Here is a 22,574-nt window from a genome sequence, read left to right on the forward strand (position 1 = left end):
GACCATGCCTGTTGACAGCCACCCTCTGACGCACCGCGCGAACGCGATGCGCTACGGTCATTCCGACCGAATCAGTCGACGCGGCGCAATGCGCCCGTCCTCGCTCACTTCACCAATACCGATGAAGCGGCCGTTGTTGTCCTGTACACGCACCATGCCAAACTTGGGCGCTTCCGGCGCCCGAACCGGCTGACCATGCAGCCAGTAATAGGCACTATGCTCGGAGAGCTGCAGCAATGGCCAATGTTCCAGACCGCTGTCGACCGGTTGCAGCAAACCATCCAATGCCTCGGAACCGCCTTCGCCATGCAACCGTTCCAGCGTCTCGAGCGTCACCGTCTGCGACAGCTCGAATGGACCGGCCTGCGTCCGACGCAGTTCTGCGACATGAGCACCGCAACCTAGCAACAAGCCGATGTCTTCAACCAGCGTCCGAATATAGGTGCCTTTACTGCATGCCACGGCAAGCCGCGCCTTGTCACCGTCGAGCGCTAGCAACTCCAGGCGCGCAATATTAACAGAACGTGGCTCGCGCTCCACTACCTCTCCGGCACGCGCCAGTTTGTATAGCGGTTGACCGTCGCGCTTGAGCGCCGAATACATCGGCGGCACCTGCTGGATGTCGCCGCGGAACTGTGGCAGCAGTACCTCCAGCTGCTCACGAGTAACAGCTACCGGCTTGCGCTCCAAGACTTCGCCTTCGGCATCGGCAGTGGTCGTGGTCACGCCTAGCTGCATGACCGTTTCATAGGCCTTGTCGGCCTCCAACAGATACTGAGAGAACTTGGTGGCTTCGCCGAAGCACAACGGCAACACGCCAGTGGCCAGCGGATCGAGACTTCCGGTGTGCCCGGCCTTCTCGGCATTGAGCAGCCAGCGAATCTTCTGCAGCGCTGCGTTGGACGTAAAACCCTTCGGCTTGTCGAGCAGGATGATACCGTTGACGTTACGCCGTATACGCTTGACCTGTGCCACCCTTATTCCCCGCGCTCGTCGCTGTGCTTGCGATCTTCAGCCACAGCACGCTCGATCAGCGAGCTCAGCTCGACCCCCCGGCGGATACTGGCGTCATAATTGAAATGCAGCTGCGGCACGCTGCGCAGCTTCATGCTCTTGCCCAGCAGCATACGCAGAAAACCTGCGGCGTCGTTGAGAATGCGCAGGTTGCCCTTGACCGCAGCCTCATCGTCATCCTGCCCCATGATCGTGATGAAGATCTTCGCATGAGAGAGGTCGCGACTAACGTCGACGCCGGTGATGGTGACCAGGCCCAAGCGCGGATCTTTGATCTCGCGCTGAATGAGCAAAGCCAGCTCACGTTGCATCTGGTCGCCGATACGCTGGGTACGACTGAATTCTTTGGCCATTGATTTCCACCCGTTTAAAAGCCGAAAGCTGGAAGCTCGAAGCGGTGACCGCATCTCAGCGGTCACCGACTCCTTGCTTCCAGCTTTCAGATTGACGCTTGCTTACAGCGAACGAGCCACTTCGACCTTCTCGAATACTTCGATTTTGTCGCCAGCCTTGACGTCGTTGTAACTCTTCACCGCGATACCGCATTCCATACCGGCACGGACTTCCGCAACGTCATCCTTGAAGCGACGCAGGGACTCCAGCTCGCCTTCGAAAATGACCACGTCATCGCGCAGGACACGAATCGGACGGTTGCGATGCACCATACCCTCGATGACCATGCAGCCCGCCACAGCGCCGAACTTCGGCGAACGGAACACGTCGCGCACTTCAGCGATGCCAAGGATGTTCTCTCGAACATCGCTGCCGAGCATGCCGGTCAGCGCCTTCTTGACGTCTTCGATGATGTCGTAGATCACGTTGTAGTAACGCATATCCAGACCTTCCTGCTCGACGATCTTGCGCGCGCCGGCATCGGCCCGCACGTTGAAGCCGAACAGCACCGCGTTGGATGCCAGCGCGAGGTTGGCATCGCTTTCGGTGATACCACCAACGCCGCCGCCAATCACACGGACCTGCACTTCGTCGTTACCCAGCCCGCCAAGCGAACCCTGCAGCGCTTCGAGAGAACCCCGGACGTCGGATTTGAGGACGATGTTGAGCGTCTTCTTCTCTTCCTGACCCATGTTCTCGAAAATGTTTTCCAGCTTGCCGGCATGCGCACGCGCCAGCTTCACTTCGCGGAACTTGCCCTGACGGAACATGGCGACTTCGCGCGCCTTCTTTTCATCGCTCAGCACGCTGAGCTCGTCGCCGGCATCTGGAGTGCCATCGAGACCAAGGATCTCGACCGGAATCGAAGGACCTGCTTCTTTAATCGGCTTGCCGTTCTCGTCGAGCATGGCGCGGATGCGGCCGAAGTTCGAGCCAACCAGCACCATATCGCCCTGACGCAGCGTACCGTCCTGAACCAGTACGGTAGCAACCGGACCACGGCCCTTGTCCAGGCGCGATTCGACCACCACTCCACGACCCGGAGCCGACGGCGTTGCAGTCAGTTCGAGAATTTCAGCCTGCAGCAGCACCGCCTCGAGCAGATCGTCCACACCAGTACCCATCTTCGCGGATACCGATACAAACGGCGTGTCGCCACCCCACTCTTCCGAAGTCACCTCGTGAACAGACAGCTCGCTACGAATCCGGTCCAGATCGGCGCCCGGCTTGTCGATCTTGTTCACCGCTACCACTAGCGGAACACCAGCAGCCTTGGCATGCTGAATCGCTTCGATGGTTTGCGGCATCACGCCATCATCCGCCGCAACGACAAGAATGACGATGTCAGTCGCTTGGGCACCGCGGGCACGCATTGCGGTAAACGCTGCGTGGCCGGGGGTGTCGAGGAACGTAACCATCCCACGATCGGTTTCGACGTGATAGGCGCCGATGTGCTGGGTGATACCGCCCGCTTCGCCAGCAGCCACCTTGGCGCGACGGATGTAGTCGAGCAGCGAGGTCTTACCGTGGTCAACGTGACCCATTACGGTTACGACGGGCGCGCGGTTGATGGCCTCACCTTCGAACTTCAACAGTTCGGCCAATTGCTCTTCCAGCGCGTTGTCGCTGACCAGCTTGACCTTGTGGCCAAGTTCCTCAGCAATGAGCTGGGCAGTTTCCTGATCCAGAACCTGGTTGATGGTCACAGGTGTGCCCATCTTGAACATGAACTTGATGACTTCGGCTGCCTTGACCGACATCTGCTGCGCCAGATCACCAACGGTGATGGTCTCACCAATCGCGACTTCGCGAACGATCGGACCGCTTGGGCTCTGGAAACCATGCGCATTGCGCTTCTTCAGCTTCGACTTGCCACGACCACCGCGACGGAACCCATCGGCGTCGTCTTCACCGCTACGCGTTGTGCGCGACAACGGAGCTTTCGCCTTCAGGGACGGACGGTGCTGCGCCTGCTTGCGGTCGCGGCGCTCGTCATCGTCGCTACGCGCCTTATCAGGGCGACGTGGCTCATCCTTCTTGCGATCATCAACCGGCGCAGTAGGCGCTTCGGTAACCGGCGCCGCAACGGCAGGTGCCGGCACATCGTTAGCGGGAGCAGCCTCGGCGGTTTTGGCCGAAGTGGCCTCGGCCTGACGACGCGCTTCTTCCTCTATACGCAAACGCGACTCTTCGTTTGCCTTATGGCGCGCTGCTTCTTCTGCGGCGAGCTTCTCTTCGAGCTCGCGCTGCTTCTCAGCCTCAATCTCATCAGGGCTGCGCTTGATGAAGGTTTTCTTCTTGCGCACTTCAACGCTGATGGTCTTGCTGCCGCCCACTTTCAACTTGGTCGTGGTCTTGCGCTGCAAGGTTATCTTGCTGGGCTCGGCCACTTTGGCCCCGTGGCTGCTCTTGAGGTGCGCCAGCAGGGCTTGTTTCTCACTATCGGTCACTACTTGCTCGGCGCTGGTGTGCGACAGTCCTGCCTCACGCATCTGCTGAAGCAGTCGTTCGACCGGTGTGGCGACCACTTGGGCCAGTTCTTTCACCGTGACTTCCGTCATGCATTTCTCTCCTCAGGCCGCTAATTACTTACTCGAACCAATGGGCTCGGGCGGCCATGATCAGCTTGCCGGCACGCTCTTCATCGATGCCGTCTATGTCGAGCAGGTCGTCTATCGACTGCTCGGCCAGGTCTTCGCGGGTGATGACGCCCCGCACGGCCAACTCGACCGCCAGTTCTTTATCCATGCCTTCGAGCGCCAGCAGATCTTCAGCCGGCTGAGCGTCTGCAAGCTTCTCCTCGTTAGCGATGGCCTTGGTCAGCAGGCGATCTTTGGCCCGCGTACGTAGCTCATTGACGATGTCTTCGTCGAAGCCTTCGATGCCAAGCATTTCCTCCATGGGGACATAGGCAATCTCTTCGAGGGAGGTAAAGCCCTCTTCCACCAACACCTGAGCCAACTCCTCATCGACGTCCAGCTCTTCGATAAAGTTGCGCAGAATGTCGCCGGTTTCTTCTTGCTGCTTGGCCTGGATGTCCGCTTCGGTCATGACATTCAGCGTCCAGCCGGACAGCTGACTGGCCAGACGCACGTTCTGACCGCCACGACCGATCGCCTGTGCCAGGTTGTCTTCGCCCACCGCGATGTCCATTGCATGGGCATCCTCGTCGACGATGATCGCTGCGACTTCGGCCGGGGCCATTGCATTGATGACGAACTGCGCTGGGTTCTCATCCCAAAGGACGATATCGACGCGCTCGCCGCCGATCTCACCGGACACGGCTTGAACGCGAGAACCACGCATACCGATACAGGCGCCCTGCGGATCGATGCGCTTGTCCTTGGAGCGAACGGCAATCTTGGCGCGCGATCCCGGGTCACGAGACGCGCCCATGACCTCGATCAGTCCTTCGGCGATCTCTGGAACCTCAATACGGAACAGCTCGATCAGCATCTGCGGCGCAGTACGCGACAGGATCAGCTGCGGGCCACGATTCTCAGTACGAATTTCCTTGAGCAGCGCACGAACACGGGCGCCAACGCGGAAGGTCTCACGCGCGATGATATCTTCGCGCGCCAACAAGGCCTCGGCGTTGTTACCCAGATCGACAATGACACTGTCACGGGTAACTTTCTTGACGGTACCCGAAATGATCTCGCCCAGACGATCACGATAGGCTTCTACCACCTGCGCCCGCTCAGCCTCGCGCACCTTCTGCACGATGACCTGTTTGGCAGTCTGAGCCGCAATACGCCCGAACTCGATGGATTCGATCTTCTCTTCGAACACATCACCAAGCTTGGCGTCCGGATTACGTGCCTGGGCCTGATCCAGAGCCAGCTGATGGGCTGGATCATCGAAGTGCTCATCGTCAACGACGGTCCAGCGACGGAAGGTCTCGTAGCTGCCGTTTTGGCGATTGATTTCTACACGCAGATCAACTTCGTCCTCGTAGCGCTTCTTGGTAGCAGTGGCCAGAGCCAGCTCAAGCGCTTCGAAGATCACACTAGCCGGTACGCCCTTTTCATTGGACACCGACTCCACAACCAGCAGTACTTCTTTGCTCATCGTACGCCTCGCCTTTCGCAATCCATTGGGGTCCGCGGGGATCCGCTCTCAGTCAAAACAGGGAACTATGTTGGCCTTATCGATCATGTCGATCGGCAGCAGGTATTCATGGTCGTCCACAAGCACCACAACATCCTGCTCTTCAACCCCACGGAGAAGACCCTGGAAATTGCGCCTGCCCTCGAAGGGCGAGCGCAGCTTTATTTTTACTTGCTCACCGACATGAGCGGTGTACTGCTCAATTGTGAACAGTGGCCGATCCATTCCAGGAGAAGAGACCTCAAGGGTGTAGTCCACACTGATCGGATCCTCCACGTCGAGCACACCACTCAGCTGGCGACTGACCTTCTCGCAATCGTCGACGAGGATGCCGTCGGCATGGTCTATATAGACCCGCAACAGTGAATGCCGCCCCTGGGAAATAAACTCGATACCCCAGCACTGATAGCCAAGCGCCTCAACCACCGGGGCCAACAAGGCCTGCAACTGTTCTAGCTTGCTCGACATCGAAGTCCCTCGCGCATGCTGTACAAATGAAAAATGGGCGAAACGCCCATCCCTTTAACCGCCTGTAAATGCCGGCGGCCTGGCCTCAAGCTAATAAAAAGCCCCTGTACAGGGGCTCTTTATTGACTGGTTGCGGGGGCTGGATTTGAACCAACGACCTTCGGGTTATGAGCCCGACGAGCTACCAGACTGCTCCACCCCGCGTCAAACTGGGCACGAATTATACGACCCATGCCTTATACGGGTCAACCTAAACCCTTAAAACACAAGAAAGCCCGCACTAGGCGGGCCTGCTTGTTTGGTACCGAGGAGGGGACTCGAACCCCTACAGCCTATGGCCACTACCACCTCAAGGTAGCGTGTCTACCAATTCCACCACCTCGGCAAAAACCTTACTGCCCCCTCTCCACTTCAGGGAGGTCGCTTGCAGTATCTGTCGGCTTGCGCTGCTCGAGCACAGGCACATCTTCAACTGCGGGCTTGCTGGCCGGAACTTCCAAAACCGCCGGATCCGGCAAACCTGCCTGTGACAACCGATCAGCCTGCTCTTTGGCGAAGAACGCCAACCCCAGACTGGTCACGAAAAAAACGCCGGCGAGTATAGCAGTAAGCCGACTCAAAAAGGTAGCAGAACCTTGGCTTCCGAAAACAGTTGCCGAAGCACCCGAACCGAAAGACGCACCAGCATCCGCACCTTTGCCCTGCTGCAGCAGCACCAGCGCAACAACACCAAGAGCAACCAGCAGATGCACCACAATCACAACAGTCTGCAACATCTGTTCAGTTCCCTGCGGCGCGACAGATCGCACCGAATTCATCCGCTTTCAGAGAGGCCCCACCAACCAACCCCCCATCAATATCTGCCATTGCAAACAGCTCGGCGGCGTTTTCCGCCTTTACGCTGCCACCGTACAGAAGCCTGACACCCTCGGCGACATGGCGATCCAAACGCGACAACTGCTCTCGAATGGCAGCGTGTACTTCCTGAGCCTGCTGAGGGCTCGCCGTCAGGCCAGTGCCGATCGCCCAGACCGGCTCATAGGCAATGACCGCCGACTCAAAAGCAGCTATACCATGATCATCAAGCACTTTCGCCAGCTGCCGCCCGACCACTTCAAGCGTTTTTCCCGCCTGACGCTCTTCAAGCGTTTCACCCAGGCACAACACAGGCTTCAAACCACCAGCCTGCGCCGCTGAAAACTTTTGGCTTACCACTTCATCCGTTTCGCCCAAAATCAGGCGACGCTCGGAGTGACCAACCAACACCCATTCACAACCGACTTCAAGCAACTGATCGGCTGACACCTCACCGGTTAGCGCCCCAAAACCATTTTGCACCGCACAATCCTGGGCGCCGACAGCAAATCCAGCACCATCGGCAGCCTTCAGGACCTGACAGATATGCAAACAGGAGGGGAACACGGCAACCTCAACCGCTGCAGGCAATTCCTGCGCCCGGAGAGACCCGATCAGCTCTGCGACGCTAGCGCCGGTACCGTTCATTTTCCAGTTACCAGCAACCATGGCGCGACGCATGCTTTACCTCATCGGTCAAAGTGGGCGCAGATGTTACTCAACAGAAAACGCCCTGGCAAGCACCATCACGCACAAACTTCAGTCACCACCTTCGCAAGCTCTTCTGCCATGCTGCGCACCTGGCTTTCATCATCGCCCTCAACCATGACACGCACGAGCGGCTCAGTTCCGGACTTGCGCAGCAGCACCCTACCACGACCGCCCATCCGTTCGGTGACGCTCTCGCAAGCGGCCTTCACATCTGGATGCGAGATTGGATCGCGATCACCCGAGAAACGCACATTAATCAATACCTGCGGGCATTTGTGCCAAGCCAACCGCTCCTGGGCAAGCGTCTGCTCACGGCGACGGAGTGCCAGCACGACCTGAAGCGCAGCGATGATCGCATCACCTGTGGTGGTGTGTTGCGCACATACGATATGCCCGGAGTTTTCACCACCCAACACCCAGTTACGCTCGAGCATATCTGCGATTACGTAACGATCTCCCACCTTGGCCCGAATGAACGGGATATCGCGCGCCTTCAGAGCCAACTCGAGCCCGAGATTGCTCATCAAGGTACCCACTACCCCCCCTCCAAGCCGATCCCGCTCCTGCAAATCGGTCGCGATGATGTAAAGCAACTCATCGCCGTCGACTACCGCACCGGTATGGTCGACCATCATCACCCGATCACCATCGCCATCGAAGGCGATCCCTAGATCGGCACCATGATCGACGACAGCCCTCTGTAGCTGTGCTACATGAGTGGAGCCAACATCAGCATTGATGTTCAGACCATCAGGCTGCGCGCCGATTACGACCACCTCGGCACCCAACTCACGAAACACGCTAGGCGCAACTTTGTAGGTAGCGCCGTGAGCGCAGTCGATCACCAGCTTCATGCCTGAGAAATCGGTACTGGTTGGCACGCTGCTTTTGCAAAACTCGATATATCGACCCGCAGCATCATTGATGCGCGACGCCTTGCCCAACTGAGCCGACTCAACCACGGACATCGGCGTATCGAGCAGCTCCTCAATCATCAGCTCCACCTCATCGGGAAGCTTGGTACCGCGGCCAGAGAAGAACTTGATCCCGTTATCGTGATGAGGATTATGCGAGGCACTGATGACAATGCCAGCTTCGGCGTGAAAGGTACGTGTCAGATAAGCCACCGCAGGGGTCGGCATCGGACCAAGCAACAGCACATCGGCCCCTGCCGCAGAAAGCCCCGCCTGCAAGGCCGACTCGAACATATAACCCGAGATGCGCGTATCTTTCCCGATCAAGATTCGACATTTGCCCTGCTTGCGAAAGGCCATTCCAGCCGCCCAACCCAGCTTGAGCATGAAATCAGGTGTGATGGGGTGCTGCCCGACATGCCCACGTATGCCATCGGTGCCGAAATACTTTCTACTCATGGTGCTTTCCCTTATTCCGCCGTCTGCACTGCGGCGATCATTCGAATCACATCAACCGTTTCAGCAACATCGTGCACTCTCACAATTTGCGCACCTTTGCTCACGGCAAGCGCCGCCAGCGCGAGACTGCCATATAGGCGCTGACCAACTGGATGCCCCAGCACGCCGCCGATCATGCTTTTGCGTGATACCCCTACGAGCAGAGGTCGACCAAAGCAGTGAAGCGTCTCCAGCCGTCTGAAAAGGCTGAGGTTATGCGCCAGCGTCTTGGCAAAGCCGAACCCCGGGTCAAGAACAATGCGTTCGACCGGAATACCCGCCGTCACACAGACTGCCATTCGTTCTTTGAGAAACGCACAGACTTCATGCGCGATGTCGTCATAGCGCGGATCGTTCTGCATATCACCGGGTTCTCCGCGCATGTGCATGAGGCACACTGGAAGGCCACTGTCAGCCGCAGCATCCAGCGCCCCGTCGCGCCGCAGCGAGCGCACATCATTGATCAATCCGGCGCCAAGACGGGCGCACTCGCGAATCACTGCCGGGGTGGATGTATCGACCGACACGACAACATCCAGCTCGCGCGCAATAGCCTCGACGATGGGAGCGACCCGCTCCAGCTCTTCAGTAGGCGACACCGAGCGCGCACCGGGGCGGGTGGACTCACCACCAACATCAATCAGCGTAGCGCCTGCAGCAGCCATTGCCTGGGCATGACGCACAGCTGCGTCGCGCTCGGCAAAACGACCACCATCGGAAAAAGAATCGGGGGTGACATTGAGAATCCCCATCACATGGGGACGAGATAAGTCGAGAATCCGACTGCCACAGACCAGTCGAGCGGTAGAAGAGGAATCTGTCATTTACGAGCCTTGAGCTTTCAGGCCGGACACCCTGAGCAGGCGGTCCACGCCAACTGCACCACTATGGCGCAAAGGGGGCGAACAATTTACACCAGAAGGGGCGCCTATGCGCCCCTTCCGGATAAACCATCACATCACGCACCGATGAGACCATCAGGCGACGCTGCGCTCAATGCTCGCCAGCCGGCCCGCCGATTGGCGATTGCGGGCGACTGTCGTCCGGCACAGCAGGCGTTCCCGAAGTCCCTGAGCCACCCTCCCAGTCGCGCGGTTCGCGCGGCGGGCGACCAGCCATGATGTCGTCGATCTGCGGCGCATCAATGGTTTCGTACTTCATCAACGCTTCAGCCATCGTGTCGAGTTTGTCGCGGTTGTCAGTCAGAATTTGCCTGGCCGTGCCGTAGCAGCGATCAATGATGCTGCGTACTTCCTCATCAATCAGCTTCGCGGTTTCACCGGACACGTTGGAATGTTGACTGCCAGCACTGCGACCGAGGAACACCTCGCCCTCCTCTTCGGCATACATCAACGGTCCGAGCTTTTCCGACAGGCCCCATTTGGTGACCATATTCCGAGCCAGCTGCGTTGCCCGCATGATGTCGTTCGACGCACCGGTAGTGACGCCCTCGAACCCCAGAGTCATTTCCTCAGCGATACGGCCACCGAATAACGAACATATCTGACTGATCAGTGCGCGTTTCGAGAGGCTGTAACGATCTTCTTCCGGCAAGAACATGGTGACGCCGAGCGCCCGACCACGCGGAATGATAGACACCTTGTAAACGGGATCATGCTCAGGAACCACCCGACCAACGATGGCATGACCTGCCTCATGGTAAGCGGTATTGAGCTTCTCCTTTTCTGACATGACCATGGACTTGCGCTCGGCGCCCATCATGATCTTGTCTTTGGCCAGCTCGAACTCTTTCATCTCGACCACACGCTTACCGGCACGGGCAGCAAACAGCGAAGCCTCGTTGACTAGGTTAGCCAAGTCGGCACCGGAAAAGCCCGGCGTACCGCGCGCAATGACGGCCGGAGCAACGTCTTCGCCCATGGGCACTTTGCGCATATGTACTTTGAGGATCTGCTCGCGACCACGGATATCCGGCAGGCCAACCACCACCTGACGGTCGAAACGGCCCGGACGCAGCAAGGCAGGGTCGAGCACGTCAGGACGGTTGGTGGCGGCGATCACGATGATGCCGTCGTTCATTTCGAAGCCATCCATCTCTACCAGCAACTGGTTGAGAGTCTGCTCACGCTCGTCGTGGCCACCACCCATGCCCGCACCACGATGGCGGCCTACGGCATCGATCTCATCGATAAAGATGATGCAAGGCGCGTGCTTCTTGGCTTGCTCGAACATGTCACGCACGCGGGATGCACCGACACCGACGAACATTTCCACAAAATCTGAACCGGAAATGGTGAAGAACGGCACCTTGGCTTCGCCAGCAACTGCCTTGGCCAAAAGAGTTTTACCGGTACCTGGCGAGCCAACCATCAGCACACCACGCGGGATACGTCCGCCTAGGCGCTGAAACTTGCCCGGATCGCGCAGGAACTCGACCAACTCATGAACTTCTTCCTTTGCCTCGTCACAACCTGCAACGTCAGCAAAGGTAGTCTTGACCTGATCCTCCGACAGCAGACGGGCTTTGCTCTTGCCAAAACTCATAGGGCCGCCCTTGCCGCCAGCGCCACCCTGCATCTGCCGCATGAAGAACATGAATACGGCAATGATCACAAGGATCGGGAAGCTGGCAACGAGCAGCTGCGTCCAGATGCTTTGCTGCTCAGGCTGCTTGCCCTCGATCAGCACATTGTTATCGAGCAAGTCGCCGATCAAGCCATTGTCTTGAATAGCTGGCCGAATGGTCTTGAAGGTATCCCCCTCGCTGCGCTTACCGATGATGACAAAACCATCGACGGTAACGCGCTCGACCCGTCCCTCTTTGACCTGCTCGAGGAAGTCCGAGTAATTCAGCGTCTGGGGCTCGCTCGGGCTGGAAAAGTTGTTCATCACCGTGACCAGGACGGCGGCGATGATCAGCCACAGGATCAGGTTTTTTGCCATGTCGTTCAAATTAACTACCCTCTGGAGCAAACCCGTTGTCTTCAGGCCCGCATGACGGCCGATTGGTTGCTCGGCCTAACTTACTACACAACGCACTGGAACTGGCAGTCGGTCTGTAACCCTATGAAACAGCCTAGCCCTTGTGCCGCGGGGCCGTCCATTCGACTGAAGCCTGCTTTCATAGACCACGAAAGAGCCGTTTTGGCACCACCGGCCGAATCGGCTTGCACCGCCTGCGAAACCTCAAGCCATTACCACTACCGCATGGGGGCGCCGCTCGCATAACCTGCCCTGCAAAGCCTGAGCTTCCGACACCTGCCGCACCACGCCCGGATTCAGGAAAATGCCCGACATATTCTGATCAGGAAATCTCTGGGACGGCACCTCGCGCATAGCGAGACCCAACAACTCCGGAGAAGCATGACACACGATTGAGTTTCAGCCCGCTGACTCATATTGGGGCCATATCCGAAAACACAAGGCCGGCCACGCTGGCAGTTACAACAAGGATCTGCAGACACCTCACCTACGAAATAACCAACGAGGTGAAAAGGATCACACCGGTAACGCCTATGCGCAAAGGATATCAGAAGCAATGGATCGCCCCTTTTGCCAATGAGCCGACGTTGCACTGTCGGCCGTGTCAAGCTGCTGCCTGATCTGTGCGGCCTCGCACCTCTCAGTTACACTAACAGCCGTTTTTTAAGGGTTCTGACGCAAGGGTCGAAATATGCCGCTCACAAACGAGCAGAAGAAACAGTACAAGTCCATCGGCCACCACCTGAAACCGGTTCTGATCGTAGCCGAAAACGGGCTGACCGAGGGTGTTCAAGCCGAGCTTGAGCGAGCCCTGAATGATCACGAGCTCATCAAGATCCAGTTCCGTCTCACCGAACGTGAAGACCGTCGCGCATTGATGGAAGAGCTGTGCAAGATCGGCAAGTGCGATCTGGTACAAGCGATCGGCAAAATGGCGCTGGTATACCGTAAGAACCCAAAAGTGAACAAACAGCTATCGAACGTTCACCGCTTCCAGGCTTGAGATCGTGCGGCAGGTCGAGCCTGCCGCACCTCTTAACGCTCGCTTCCCGGAGCCGGCTGCAGCACCAGCATCAGCCCGCAAAGCGCCATGACCAGAAAACTGAAACTGGCCCAGTAGAGCGATTCGAACCAGCCAGCCCGCATCATCAATTGACTGCCTGCGAGCAGTATCACCGTCAACAGCAACTGCCCGCGCACATCGCGCCACAGCCCGCGCAACCCCGTTACCTGAATCAGAACCAGCACCTGTAGCGCACCGCATAGTGCGGCGAAGCCGACCAGCAACGGCCGCAGGTTGCCAGCGATCTCCTCGACCAGCAACGGCGCCAGGCCGATGCGCCCGATCGCGGGCAAAACCAAAAACTGCAGCAACCACAGGCCACCAACCCAGAATGTCTGGGCCAGTTGCCAGGTGATGATGCCAGCCCGCGCGGGCTGCCGGTCAGAGATGGCGGACTTCGACAATCTCGTACTCAATCACGCCACTGGGCGTCTTGACGGCCACAACGTCGCCTTCTGCCTTGCCAATCAGTGCGCGCGCAATCGGTGAACTCACCGACAGCTTGCCCTGCTTGATATTCGCCTCATCGTCACCGACGATCTGGTAGGTCACTCGCTCATCTGTCTCGACATTGGCGATTTCCACGGTGGCGCCGAAAATCACCTTGCCAGTATGGGCAATGGTGGTGACGTCGATGATCACCGCATTCTGCAGACGCCCTTCGATATCGCGGATACGCGCCTCGACCATGCCCTGCTGCTCGCGCGCAGCGTGGTACTCGGCGTTCTCCTTGAGGTCACCGAGCTCGCGCGCGGTGCCAATATCCTGGCTGAGCTTAGGACGCACCACCTTGGTGAGGTGCGCATGCTCTTCTTCCAGGGCGCGCGCGCCCTGGACGGTCATCGGGTATTTAGTCATGCGTTGATTCCTGCATGCAGGTCCTGCAGCCGGCGCACGGTCTTCTCGGGACCGAACTTCAGCGCTTCACAGATCGCCTGACCCGCCGCAATGGTCGTGGTGCAATAGATCTTGTGCTGCAGAGCGTTACGACGAATGGAATAAGAGTCAGCGATCGACTGACGACCTTCAGTGGTGTTGATGATCAGGGTGACTTCGTCGTTCTTGATCATGTCGACCACGTGCGGGCGACCTTCGGTCACCTTGTTGACGCGACGCACAGGCAAACCCGCCGCCTCGATCAGCTTGGCAGTGCCGGCAGTGGCCACCACTTCAAAGCCTAGACCAATCAGGTCACGCGCCACGCCCGCCACCAACGGCTTGTCGTCGTCACGCACACTGATAAAGGCCACACCGGCATTCGGCAGGATTTCGCTGGCGCCCGATTGGGCCTTGGCGAAGGCTTCGCCGAAGGTATCGCCCACGCCCATCACCTCACCAGTGGACTTCATTTCTGGGCCGAGGATGGGGTCGACGCCTGGGAACTTGGCGAACGGGAACACCGCTTCCTTGACGCTGAAATACGGCGGGATGATCTCGGCGCTGTAGCCCGCTTCTTCGAGCGACTTGCCGGCCATGACGCGCGCGGCCACTTTGGCCAGCGAGACGCCAACGCACTTGGAGACGAACGGCACGGTACGCGAGGCGCGCGGGTTGACTTCGATAACGAAGATGTCCTCGCCCTGCACGGCCATCTGCACGTTCATCAGGCCGACCACATTGAGCTCCAGGGCCATTTTCTTGACCTGGTCGCGGATCTCGTCCTGGATATGCATCGGCAGCGAGTACGGCGGCAGCGAGCAGGCGGAGTCACCGGAGTGCACGCCGGCCTGTTCGATGTGCTGCATGATCGCGCCGATCACCACGGTTTCGCCGTCGCACACCGCATCCACGTCCACTTCGATGGCGCAGTTGAGGAAGTGATCGAGCAGCACCGGGCTGTCGTTGGAAACTTTCACCGCTTCGCGCATATAACGCTTGAGCTCGTCTTCCTGATAGACGATTTCCATCGCCCGGCCGCCCAATACATAGGACGGACGCACCACCAGCGGGTAGCCGATGGTCTTGGAGTGTGCCAGGGCTTCTTCTTCGCTGCGCGCGGTGGCGTTGGCCGGCTGACGCAGACCGAGACGCTGCACCATCTGCTGGAAGCGCTCACGGTCTTCGGCGCGGTCGATGGCGTCCGGACTGGTACCGATGATCGGCACGCCGGCTTCTTCCAGAGCGCGACATATCTTCAGCGGGGTCTGGCCGCCGTACTGCACGATCACGCCTTTCGGTTGCTCGACGCGGACGATTTCCAGCACGTCCTCCAGGGTCACCGGCTCGAAGTACAGGCGGTCGGAGGTGTCGTAGTCGGTGGAGACGGTTTCCGGGTTGCAGTTGACCATGATGGTCTCGTAACCGTCTTCACGCAGGGCCAGCGCGGCGTGTACGCAGCAGTAGTCGAACTCGATACCCTGGCCGATACGGTTCGGGCCGCCACCAAGGATCATGATCTTGTCGCGGCTCGACGGATTGGCTTCGCACTCTTCCTCGTAGGTCGAGTACATGTAGGCGGTGTCGGTGGCGAACTCGGCGGCGCAGGTGTCGACGCGCTTGTACACCGGCAGTACCTTGAGCTTGTGACGGTGGCTGCGCAGGTTCTTCTCGGTCACACCCAGCAGTTTGGCAAGGCGAATGTCGGAGAAACCTTTGCGCTTGAGCGTGTACATCGAGTCACGATCAATGCTGGACAGCGCCAGGGTCTTGATGCGCTCTTCGTCCTTGATCAGGTCTTCGATCTGCACCAGGAACCATTCATCGATATTGGTCAGCGCGAAGACGTCGGCCACGGTCTTACCCGCACGGAAGGCATCAGCGATGTACCAGATACGGTCCGCACTGGGCACGGTCAGCTCGCGACGCAGGGTGCTCTCAGCTTCAGGGTCGGCCAGGTCGAGTTTTTCGTCGAAGCCGGCCACGCCCACTTCCAGACCGCGCAGGGCTTTCTGCAGAGATTCCTGGAAGGTGCGGCCGATGGCCATGACTTCACCGACCGATTTCATCTGCGTAGTCAGGCGGGCGTCGGCTTTCGGGAATTTCTCGAAGGCAAAACGCGGGATCTTGGTCACGACGTAATCGATGGCCGGCTCGAACGAGGCCGGGGTGCGACCGCCGGTGATGTCGTTGCTCAGCTCGTCGAGGGTGTAGCCCACGGCCAGCTTGGCGGCGATCTTGGCAATCGGGAAGCCGGTGGCCTTGGAGGCCAGGGCCGAGGAACGCGACACGCGCGGGTTCATCTCGATCACCACCATACGGCCGGTGTTCGGGCAGATGCCGAACTGCACGTTGGAGCCGCCGGTTTCCACGCCGATCTCACGCAGCACCGCGAGCGAGGCGTTACGCAGGATCTGGTATTCCTTGTCGGTCAGGGTTTGCGCTGGGGCCACGGTGATCGAGTCACCGGTGTGCACGCCCATCGGGTCGAAGTTTTCGATGGCGCAGACGATGATGCAGTTGTCCTTCTTGTCGCGGACAACCTCCATCTCGTATTCCTTCCAGCCGATCAGCGATTCGTCGATCAGCAGTTCGCTGGTCGGCGACAGATCGATACCGCGGGCGCAGATTTCTTCGAATTCTTCGCGGTTGTAGGCAATGCCGCCGCCGGTGCCGCCCATGGTGAAGGACGGACGGATAATGCAGGGAAAGCCGACCTTCTCCAGCACCGCGTAGGCTTCTTCCATGTTGTGGGCGATGCCGGAAACCGGGCAGGCCAGGCCGATGTCTTTCATCGCCTTGTCGAAGCGCGAGCGGTCTTCAGCCTTGTCGATGGTATCGGCATTGGCGCCGATCATCTCGACGCCGAACTTCTCCAGCACGCCGTGCTTTTCCAGGTCCAGTGCACAGTTCAGCGCAGTCTGGCCGCCCATGGTTGGCAGCAGTGCATCGGGCCGCTCTTTCTCGATGATCTTGGCCACGGTGGCCCACTTGATGGGCTCGATATAGGTGGCGTCGGCCATCGATGGGTCGGTCATGATGGTGGCGGGATTGGAGTTCACCAGGATGACGCGGAAGCCTTCCTCTTTCAGAGCCTTGCACGCCTGAGCACCGGAATAATCGAACTCGCAGGCCTGGCCAATGACGATGGGGCCGGCGCCGAGGATGAGGATGCTTTTGATATCTGTACGTTTTGGCATTTTCTTACTCTCGAATCCTTTGGTCAGTCGACAGGCTTAGCGGCGCTTGGCCATGGCTTCGATGAAACGGTCGAACAGCGGCGCGACGTCATGCGGACCTGGGCTCGCTTCGGGGTGCCCCTGGAAGCTGAAGGCAACCTTGTCGGTGCGCTCGATACCCTGCAGGGTGCCGTCGAACAGCGACTTGTGCGTCGCGCGCACATTGGCCGGTAGGCTCGCCTCGTCCACCGCAAAGCCATGGTTCTGACTGGTGATCATCACCACGCCGGTCTTCAGGTCCTGCACCGGATGGTTTGCGCCATGGTGGCCGTTAGGCATTTTCACTGTCTTGGCGCCGGAGGCCAGTGCCAGCAGCTGGTGACCCAGGCAAATGCCGAACACAGGAATGTCGGTCTCGAGCACTTCCTGGATCGCCTTGATCGCGTAGTCGCACGGCTCGGGATCGCCCGGGCCGTTGGCCAGGAAGATACCGTCCGGATTTAGCGCCAAGGCTTCACTGGCGGGCGTCTGCGCGGGCAGCACGGTCACGCGGCAACCGCGGGCGACCAGCATGCGCAGGATGTTGTACTTCACACCGTAGTCGAAAGCGACGACGTGATAGGGCAGCTCGCTGGCGGGGATTTCGGCATGACCATCATCCTTCAGGCACCAGACACTGGAACGCCACTCGTAACGCTCTTTGACGCTGACTTCCTTGGCCAGATCCATGCCTTTGAGGCCTGGGAAGCTGCGCGCCAGCTCCAACGCTTTTTCTTCGGTCGCGTCGCTGCCAGCCAGAATGCAGCCGTCCTGCGCACCCTTCTCACGCAGGATGCGCGTCAAACGACGGGTATCGATGCCAGCGATGGCAACGGTGCCGTTGGCCTTGAGGTAGTCAGGCAGCGGTTGCTTGTTACGCCAGTTGCTGGAGATCAGCGGCAAGTCGCGAATCACCAGACCCGCAGCCCAAACCTTCCAGGACTCTGCATCTTCCGGCGTGGTGCCGGTATTGCCGACGTGAGGATAGGTGAGCGTAACGATCTGCTTGGCGTAGGAAGGATCGGTGAGGATTTCCTGATAGCCGGTCATGGCGGTGTTGAACACCACCTCACCAATGGTTTGCCCATCGGCGCCGATGGATTCGCCGCGAAAGATGCTGCCATCGGCAAGAGCCAGAATGGCTGGCGTAAGGGCTGGCTTAGTCAAGAGACCTCCCGTAGATCAAGGCTGGAGCAGACGCAGATTGTAAAAAAGCGGGATGACGTATGAAGGTCATCCCGCTTTTTATTTGATTCATTTCTGCGCAACTTTTAGTGGACACACTAAAGCGAGAAGCTTACAGAAAACCGCTTTTCGGGTCCAGCCAAAATGGCTGGTAAACGCACCTAAACCGAGCATCCCCTTGCCGACAGGCAGAAAAACTCACTTCAGCCCCAGCACATCCTGCATGTCATACAGACCTGCCGGCTTCTGGTCGAGCCACAGCGCTGCACGCACTGCCCCCTTGGCAAAGGTCATACGACTGGAGGCCTTGTGAGTGATTTCCACGCGTTCGCCGTCCGCCGCAAACAACACAGTGTGATCACCGACCACATCGCCGGCCCGCACAGTAGCGAAACCAATGGTGTCGCGCTGACGCGCCCCGGTCTGGCCTTCGCGCCCATACACTGCCACCTTCTGCAGGTCACGCCCCAACGCCTCGGCCACTACCTCGCCCATGCGCAGCGCAGTACCCGATGGCGCGTCCACCTTGTGGCGGTGATGCGCCTCGATGATCTCGATATCGACTTCGTCGCCCAGCACCCGCGCTGCCGTGTCCAGCAGCTTGAGGCACAGATTGACGCCGACACTGAAGTTGGCCGCGAAGACGATCGGGATGTCCTTGGCCGCCGCAGCGAGACGCTCCTTCTCTTCCGGAGAGAAGCCGGTCGTACCGATCACCATGGCCTTGCCGGCACGGCGACAGACCTCAAGGTTCTTCAGCGTTACCGATGGATGGGTGAAATCGATAAGCACGTCGAACTCGTCGACAGCCCTGGCGAGCTCCCCGGTCAACGGCACACCTAGACGGCCAATGGCAGCCAGTTCGCCAGCGTCGGCACCCACCAAGGTGCTGTCCGGACGATCAATGGCTGCCGTAAGGCCGGCGGCACCGCTGGTCTGCTGCACCGCCTCGATCAAGGTCTTGCCCATACGCCCGGCGGCGCCGGTCACTGCAATACGTCGCATCAAATCAGCTCCAGGCTGCAGGCCTGCGGGCGGCCGACGCAAGCACGAAGCCTGTCACCTGCCACCCGCAGCCCTGTGTCATACATCACCGAAAAAACGCTTCACACCCTCGAACCAGCCACTGGCCTTAGGTGAATGAGAGGTATCGCCCTGCAAGGTGCTGCGAAACTCCTCAAGCATCTCGCGCTGGCGCTTGCTCAGGTTGACCGGCGTCTCCACCGCAACCCGACACAGCAGATCGCCCGCCGCGCCACCGCGCACCGGCGCGACGCCCTTACCACGCAAGCGGAACTGCTTGCCGGTTTGGGTACCCTCGGGAATCTTCAGCTTGACGCGACCATCCAGGGTCGGCACTTCCAACTCGCCACCCAACGCAGCATCGGCAAAGCTGATCGGCACTTCGCAATACAAATGCTTACCGTCACGCTGAAAGATCGCGTGCTCGCGGACGTTGACCACTACATACAGATCGCCGGCTGGACCACCCTGGGTGCCCGCTTCGCCTTCGCCGGACAGACGAATGCGGTCGCCAGTGTCGACACCTGGCGGAACCTTGACCGATAGTGTTTTCTGCTCCTCCACGCGCCCCTGCCCATGGCAGCTGCCGCACGGATCGGAAATCATCTTGCCGCTGCCATGGCAACGCGGGCAGGTCTGCTGCACCGAGAAGAAGCCCTGCTGCATGCGCACCTGGCCGATACCGCCACAGGTGGTGCACGTCACGGGACTGGTGCCCTTCTTCGCGCCGGAGCCATCACAGGTCTTGCATTCGACCAGCGTCGGCACGCGAATAGTCACCGTGGTACCGCGTACCGCTTCTTCGAGATCGAGCTCTAGCGTGTAACGCAGATCACTGCCGCGCTGCGCGCCGCCACGTCCGCCGCCGCGGCCACCACTGAAGAAATCGCTGAACACATCGCCGAAGATGTCGGAGAAGTTCGCCCCGCCATAGCCGGCACCGGCTGCGCCAGCACCCATCTGCGGATCGACACCGGCATGACCGTACTGATCGTAGGCAGCCCGCTTGCTCGGATCGGAAAGCACTTCATAGGCCTCGTTGGCCTCCTTGAAGGCTTCCTCGGCAGCTTTGTCTCCCGGATTGCGGTCCGGGTGATGCTTCATCGCAAGGCGCCGGTAGGCTTTTTTCAGCTCCGCCTCGCTGACGCCACGCTCGACGCCCAGCACCTCATAAAAATCGCGTTTGGCCATAACTATCCTGAACCCTCAATTTCATGCCTTCCAGACGCGCCGACGCGGGAGCAAGCCCCCGCGCAGCGGTCGGGCCCGTCCGAGCGATGTCGGGACGGGCTGGAACGGAAGCAAGCCAGGGCTTACTTGTTGTCCTTGACCTCTTCGAACTCGGCGTCGACCACGTCGTCGCCCGGCTGGGTCTGCTCATCTGCCGACTGACCCTCAGCACCCTGGGGCTGCTCGGCGTACATCTTCTGCGCGACCGGCGTGGAAGCCTGGGAAACAGCAGCGATCTTCGCTTCGATCTCGGCCTTGTCGTCGCCCTTGATGGCCAGCTCCAACTCGCCAAGCGCTTTCTCGATTGCCGCCTTGTCGTCGTCGCTGGCCTTGTCGCCAGCCTCAACGAGCATCTTGCGGGTCGCGTGCACCAGCTGATCCCCCTGGTTGCGCGCAGTCGCCAGCTCTTCGAACTTGCGGTCTTCCTCGGCATTCGCTTCGGCATCGCGGACCATCTGCTCGATTTCTTCCTCGGACAGACCCGAGTTGGCCTTGATCACGATGGACTGCTGCTTGCCAGTGGCCTTGTCCTTGGCGGACACATGCAGGATGCCGTTGGCGTCGATGTCGAAGGTGACCTCGATCTGCGGCATGCCACGCGGTGCCGGCGGAATCTCGGCCAGGTCGAAGCGGCCCAGCGACTTGTTACCGGTTGCCTGCTTGCGCTCACCCTGCAGCACGTGAATGGTCACCGCGCTCTGGTTGTCGTCGGCAGTGGAGAACACCTGCGACTTCTTGGTCGGGATGGTGGTGTTCTTCTCGATCAGCGGAGTCATCACGCCGCCCAGGGTTTCGATACCCAGGGTCAGGGGCGATACGTCAAGCAGCAGCACATCCTTCACGTCACCAGCCAGTACCGCGCCCTGAATGGCGGCGCCCATGGCCACAGCTTCGTCCGGGTTGACGTCCTTGCGCGCTTCCTTGCCGAAGAACTCGGCGACCTTCTGCTGAACCAGCGGCATACGGGTCTGACCGCCGACCAGGATCACGTCATCGATCTTCGAAACATCAACACCGGCGTCCTTAAGCGCGATGCGGCAAGGCTCGATGGTGCGCTGCACCAGATCCTCGACCAGCGCTTCCAGCTTGGCACGAGAAATCTTCACGTTCAGGTGCTTCGGACCGGTCGCGTCTGCGGTGATGTACGGCAGGTTGACGTCAGTCTGCTGGCTGGAGGACAGCTCGATCTTGGCCTTTTCAGCAGCTTCCTTCAGGCGCTGCATGGCCAGCGGATCACCCTTGAGGTTCATGCCGCTTTCTTTCTTGAATTCGTCGACGAGGTAGTCGATCAGGCGAATGTCGAAGTCTTCACCACCGAGGAAGGTGTCACCGTTGGTGGCCAACACTTCGAACTGGTGCTCGCCATCGACTTCAGCGATCTCAATCACCGACACGTCGAACGTACCGCCGCCCAAGTCATAAACGATGACGGTGTGATCGCCCCGGGCCTTGTCCATACCGTACGCCAACGCAGCCGCGGTCGGCTCGTTGATGATGCGCTTGACGTCCAGACCAGCGATGCGGCCGGCATCTTTGGTGGCCTGACGCTGACTGTCGTTGAAATAGGCCGGCACGGTGATGACCGCTTCGGTCACCGGCTCACCGAGGTAATCCTCGGCAGTCTTCTTCATCTTCTTGAGAATTTCCGCAGAGATCTGCGGCGGAGCCATTTTCTGGCCATTCACTTCAACCCAGGCGTCGCTGTTGTCCGCCTTGACGATCTTGTAAGGGACCATCTGGATGTCTTTCTGCACGACATCTTCATCGAAGCGACGACCGATCAGTCGCTTCACCGCGTACAGAGTGTTGTGCGGGTTGGTCACCGCCTGACGCTTGGCCGACTGGCCAACCAGGATTTCGCCATCATTCGCATACGCGATGATCGACGGGGTAGTACGGCCGCCTTCGGCATTCTCAATAACCTTGGCTTTACCGTTTTCCAGGATCGAGACGCAGGAGTTGGTGGTTCCCAAGTCGATACCAATGATCTTGCCCATTTAATTCGCTCTCCAAATTTCGATTGGTCCGCGCCCGTTTACCGGCTGCGGGTAACAAAAAAACGCTTGGCTACCA

At 59.3% G+C, this 22,574-nt stretch carries 18 protein-coding genes and 2 tRNA genes; 1 reads left to right on the forward strand and 19 read right to left on the reverse strand.

Translation table 11 applies throughout. The features are described 5' to 3' along the window. Nucleotides 1-57 precede the first annotated feature (57 nt). The 12 genes from truB to ftsH form a co-directional block, all read right to left on the reverse strand. A complete protein-coding gene (truB, locus tag CXK91_RS21510; protein WP_103458036.1) occupies nucleotides 58-975 on the reverse strand; it encodes a tRNA pseudouridine(55) synthase TruB in 918 nt (305 codons plus the stop codon). A 2-nt stretch (nucleotides 976-977) separates the two neighbouring features. Then, on the reverse strand, nucleotides 978-1,367 hold the full coding sequence (rbfA, locus tag CXK91_RS21515; protein ID WP_103458037.1) for a 30S ribosome-binding factor RbfA: 390 nt from the start codon (nucleotides 1,365-1,367) through the stop codon (nucleotides 978-980). 102 nt (nucleotides 1,368-1,469) lie between these two features. Beyond that, nucleotides 1,470-3,968 (reverse strand): translation initiation factor IF-2, encoded by a 2,499-nt coding sequence (gene infB / locus CXK91_RS21520; RefSeq protein ID WP_103458038.1) that lies wholly within the window; start codon nucleotides 3,966-3,968, stop codon nucleotides 1,470-1,472. A 28-nt stretch (nucleotides 3,969-3,996) separates the two neighbouring features. Next, the gene (nusA, locus tag CXK91_RS21525; RefSeq protein WP_103458039.1) at nucleotides 3,997-5,478 is read right to left on the reverse strand and encodes a transcription termination factor NusA; all 1,482 of its coding nucleotides are present in this window, start codon (nucleotides 5,476-5,478) and stop codon (nucleotides 3,997-3,999) included. Between the two features lie 48 nt (nucleotides 5,479-5,526). Next, entirely contained in the window at nucleotides 5,527-5,985 is a 459-nt protein-coding gene (rimP, locus tag CXK91_RS21530) for a ribosome maturation factor RimP (RefSeq protein WP_103458040.1), read from the reverse strand. A gap of 127 nt (nucleotides 5,986-6,112) precedes the next feature. Beyond that, nucleotides 6,113-6,189, reverse strand: a tRNA-Met gene (locus tag CXK91_RS21535). Between the two features lie 95 nt (nucleotides 6,190-6,284). Next, nucleotides 6,285-6,370 (reverse strand) — tRNA-Leu (locus CXK91_RS21540). 7 nt (nucleotides 6,371-6,377) lie between these two features. Then, nucleotides 6,378-6,761 (reverse strand): preprotein translocase subunit SecG, encoded by a 384-nt coding sequence (secG, locus tag CXK91_RS21545; protein WP_103458041.1) that lies wholly within the window; start codon nucleotides 6,759-6,761, stop codon nucleotides 6,378-6,380. 4 nt (nucleotides 6,762-6,765) lie between these two features. Beyond that, nucleotides 6,766-7,521 carry a triose-phosphate isomerase gene (tpiA, locus tag CXK91_RS21550; protein WP_103458042.1) on the reverse strand — a complete coding sequence of 252 codons (756 nt, stop codon included), beginning with the start codon at nucleotides 7,519-7,521 and terminating at the stop codon, nucleotides 6,766-6,768. A gap of 65 nt (nucleotides 7,522-7,586) precedes the next feature. Beyond that, nucleotides 7,587-8,924 (reverse strand): phosphoglucosamine mutase, encoded by a 1,338-nt coding sequence (glmM, locus tag CXK91_RS21555; RefSeq protein ID WP_103458043.1) that lies wholly within the window; start codon nucleotides 8,922-8,924, stop codon nucleotides 7,587-7,589. Nucleotides 8,925-8,935: 11 nt separating this feature from the next. Next, nucleotides 8,936-9,787 carry a dihydropteroate synthase gene (folP, locus tag CXK91_RS21560; protein ID WP_103458044.1) on the reverse strand — a complete coding sequence of 284 codons (852 nt, stop codon included), beginning with the start codon at nucleotides 9,785-9,787 and terminating at the stop codon, nucleotides 8,936-8,938. A 169-nt stretch (nucleotides 9,788-9,956) separates the two neighbouring features. Continuing rightward, nucleotides 9,957-11,867 carry an ATP-dependent zinc metalloprotease FtsH gene (ftsH, locus tag CXK91_RS21565; protein ID WP_103458045.1) on the reverse strand — a complete coding sequence of 637 codons (1,911 nt, stop codon included), beginning with the start codon at nucleotides 11,865-11,867 and terminating at the stop codon, nucleotides 9,957-9,959. A 730-nt stretch (nucleotides 11,868-12,597) separates the two neighbouring features. Between ftsH and CXK91_RS21570 the strand changes: the two genes are divergently transcribed. Then, nucleotides 12,598-12,909 carry a YhbY family RNA-binding protein gene (locus CXK91_RS21570; protein ID WP_003280880.1) on the forward strand — a complete coding sequence of 104 codons (312 nt, stop codon included), beginning with the start codon at nucleotides 12,598-12,600 and terminating at the stop codon, nucleotides 12,907-12,909. 32 nt (nucleotides 12,910-12,941) lie between these two features. Here the strand turns inward: CXK91_RS21570 and CXK91_RS21575 are convergent, their stop codons facing one another. The 7 genes from CXK91_RS21575 to dnaK form a co-directional block, all read right to left on the reverse strand. Further along, complete coding sequence (locus tag CXK91_RS21575; RefSeq protein ID WP_103458046.1) at nucleotides 12,942-13,373, reverse strand: DUF4149 domain-containing protein; 432 nt, start codon at nucleotides 13,371-13,373, stop codon at nucleotides 12,942-12,944. After that, the gene (greA, locus tag CXK91_RS21580) at nucleotides 13,351-13,827 is read right to left on the reverse strand and encodes a transcription elongation factor GreA (RefSeq protein WP_103458047.1); all 477 of its coding nucleotides are present in this window, start codon (nucleotides 13,825-13,827) and stop codon (nucleotides 13,351-13,353) included. Before greA ends, CXK91_RS21575 begins: the two co-directional genes overlap by 23 nt. After that, nucleotides 13,824-17,045: a carbamoyl-phosphate synthase large subunit gene (carB, locus tag CXK91_RS21585; RefSeq protein ID WP_103458048.1), complete on the reverse strand. Its 3,222-nt coding sequence runs from the start codon at nucleotides 17,043-17,045 to the stop codon at nucleotides 13,824-13,826. The genes greA and carB overlap by 4 nt, the downstream gene beginning before the upstream one ends. 36 nt (nucleotides 17,046-17,081) lie before the next feature. After that, entirely contained in the window at nucleotides 17,082-18,230 is a 1,149-nt protein-coding gene (gene carA / locus CXK91_RS21590; protein ID WP_103458049.1) for a glutamine-hydrolyzing carbamoyl-phosphate synthase small subunit, read from the reverse strand. Between the two features lie 216 nt (nucleotides 18,231-18,446). Beyond that, complete coding sequence (gene dapB, locus CXK91_RS21595; protein WP_103458050.1) at nucleotides 18,447-19,253, reverse strand: 4-hydroxy-tetrahydrodipicolinate reductase; 807 nt, start codon at nucleotides 19,251-19,253, stop codon at nucleotides 18,447-18,449. A gap of 78 nt (nucleotides 19,254-19,331) precedes the next feature. Further along, nucleotides 19,332-20,462 carry a molecular chaperone DnaJ gene (gene dnaJ, locus CXK91_RS21600; protein ID WP_103458051.1) on the reverse strand — a complete coding sequence of 377 codons (1,131 nt, stop codon included), beginning with the start codon at nucleotides 20,460-20,462 and terminating at the stop codon, nucleotides 19,332-19,334. Between the two features lie 122 nt (nucleotides 20,463-20,584). Further along, a complete protein-coding gene (gene dnaK, locus CXK91_RS21605) occupies nucleotides 20,585-22,498 on the reverse strand; it encodes a molecular chaperone DnaK (RefSeq protein WP_103458052.1) in 1,914 nt (637 codons plus the stop codon). Nucleotides 22,499-22,574: the final 76 nt, after the last annotated feature.

It is taken from the genome of Stutzerimonas stutzeri (genome assembly GCF_002909485.1).
GTDB classification, from domain to species: Bacteria; Pseudomonadota; Gammaproteobacteria; order Pseudomonadales; family Pseudomonadaceae; genus Stutzerimonas; species Stutzerimonas stutzeri_AH.

What these genes read in the sequence shown, in the direction of transcription:
- rbfA (WP_103458037.1), bottom strand. Translation starts at nt 1,367, where the DNA reads ATGGCCAAAGAATTCAGTCGTACCCAGCGTATCGGCGACCAGATGCAA.
- infB (WP_103458038.1), bottom strand. Translation starts at nt 3,968, where the DNA reads ATGACGGAAGTCACGGTGAAAGAACTGGCCCAAGTGGTCGCCACACCG.
- nusA (WP_103458039.1), bottom strand. Translation starts at nt 5,478, where the DNA reads ATGAGCAAAGAAGTACTGCTGGTTGTGGAGTCGGTGTCCAATGAAAAG.
- rimP (WP_103458040.1), bottom strand. Translation starts at nt 5,985, where the DNA reads ATGTCGAGCAAGCTAGAACAGTTGCAGGCCTTGTTGGCCCCGGTGGTT.
- secG (WP_103458041.1), bottom strand. Translation starts at nt 6,761, where the DNA reads ATGTTGCAGACTGTTGTGATTGTGGTGCATCTGCTGGTTGCTCTTGGT.
- tpiA (WP_103458042.1), bottom strand. Translation starts at nt 7,521, where the DNA reads ATGCGTCGCGCCATGGTTGCTGGTAACTGGAAAATGAACGGTACCGGC.
- glmM (WP_103458043.1), bottom strand. Translation starts at nt 8,924, where the DNA reads ATGAGTAGAAAGTATTTCGGCACCGATGGCATACGTGGGCATGTCGGG.
- folP (WP_103458044.1), bottom strand. Translation starts at nt 9,787, where the DNA reads ATGACAGATTCCTCTTCTACCGCTCGACTGGTCTGTGGCAGTCGGATT.
- ftsH (WP_103458045.1), bottom strand. Translation starts at nt 11,867, where the DNA reads ATGGCAAAAAACCTGATCCTGTGGCTGATCATCGCCGCCGTCCTGGTC.
- CXK91_RS21570 (WP_003280880.1), top strand. Translation starts at nt 12,598, where the DNA reads ATGCCGCTCACAAACGAGCAGAAGAAACAGTACAAGTCCATCGGCCAC.
- greA (WP_103458047.1), bottom strand. Translation starts at nt 13,827, where the DNA reads ATGACTAAATACCCGATGACCGTCCAGGGCGCGCGCGCCCTGGAAGAA.
- carB (WP_103458048.1), bottom strand. Translation starts at nt 17,045, where the DNA reads ATGCCAAAACGTACAGATATCAAAAGCATCCTCATCCTCGGCGCCGGC.
- dapB (WP_103458050.1), bottom strand. Translation starts at nt 19,253, where the DNA reads ATGCGACGTATTGCAGTGACCGGCGCCGCCGGGCGTATGGGCAAGACC.
- dnaJ (WP_103458051.1), bottom strand. Translation starts at nt 20,462, where the DNA reads ATGGCCAAACGCGATTTTTATGAGGTGCTGGGCGTCGAGCGTGGCGTC.
- dnaK (WP_103458052.1), bottom strand. Translation starts at nt 22,498, where the DNA reads ATGGGCAAGATCATTGGTATCGACTTGGGAACCACCAACTCCTGCGTC.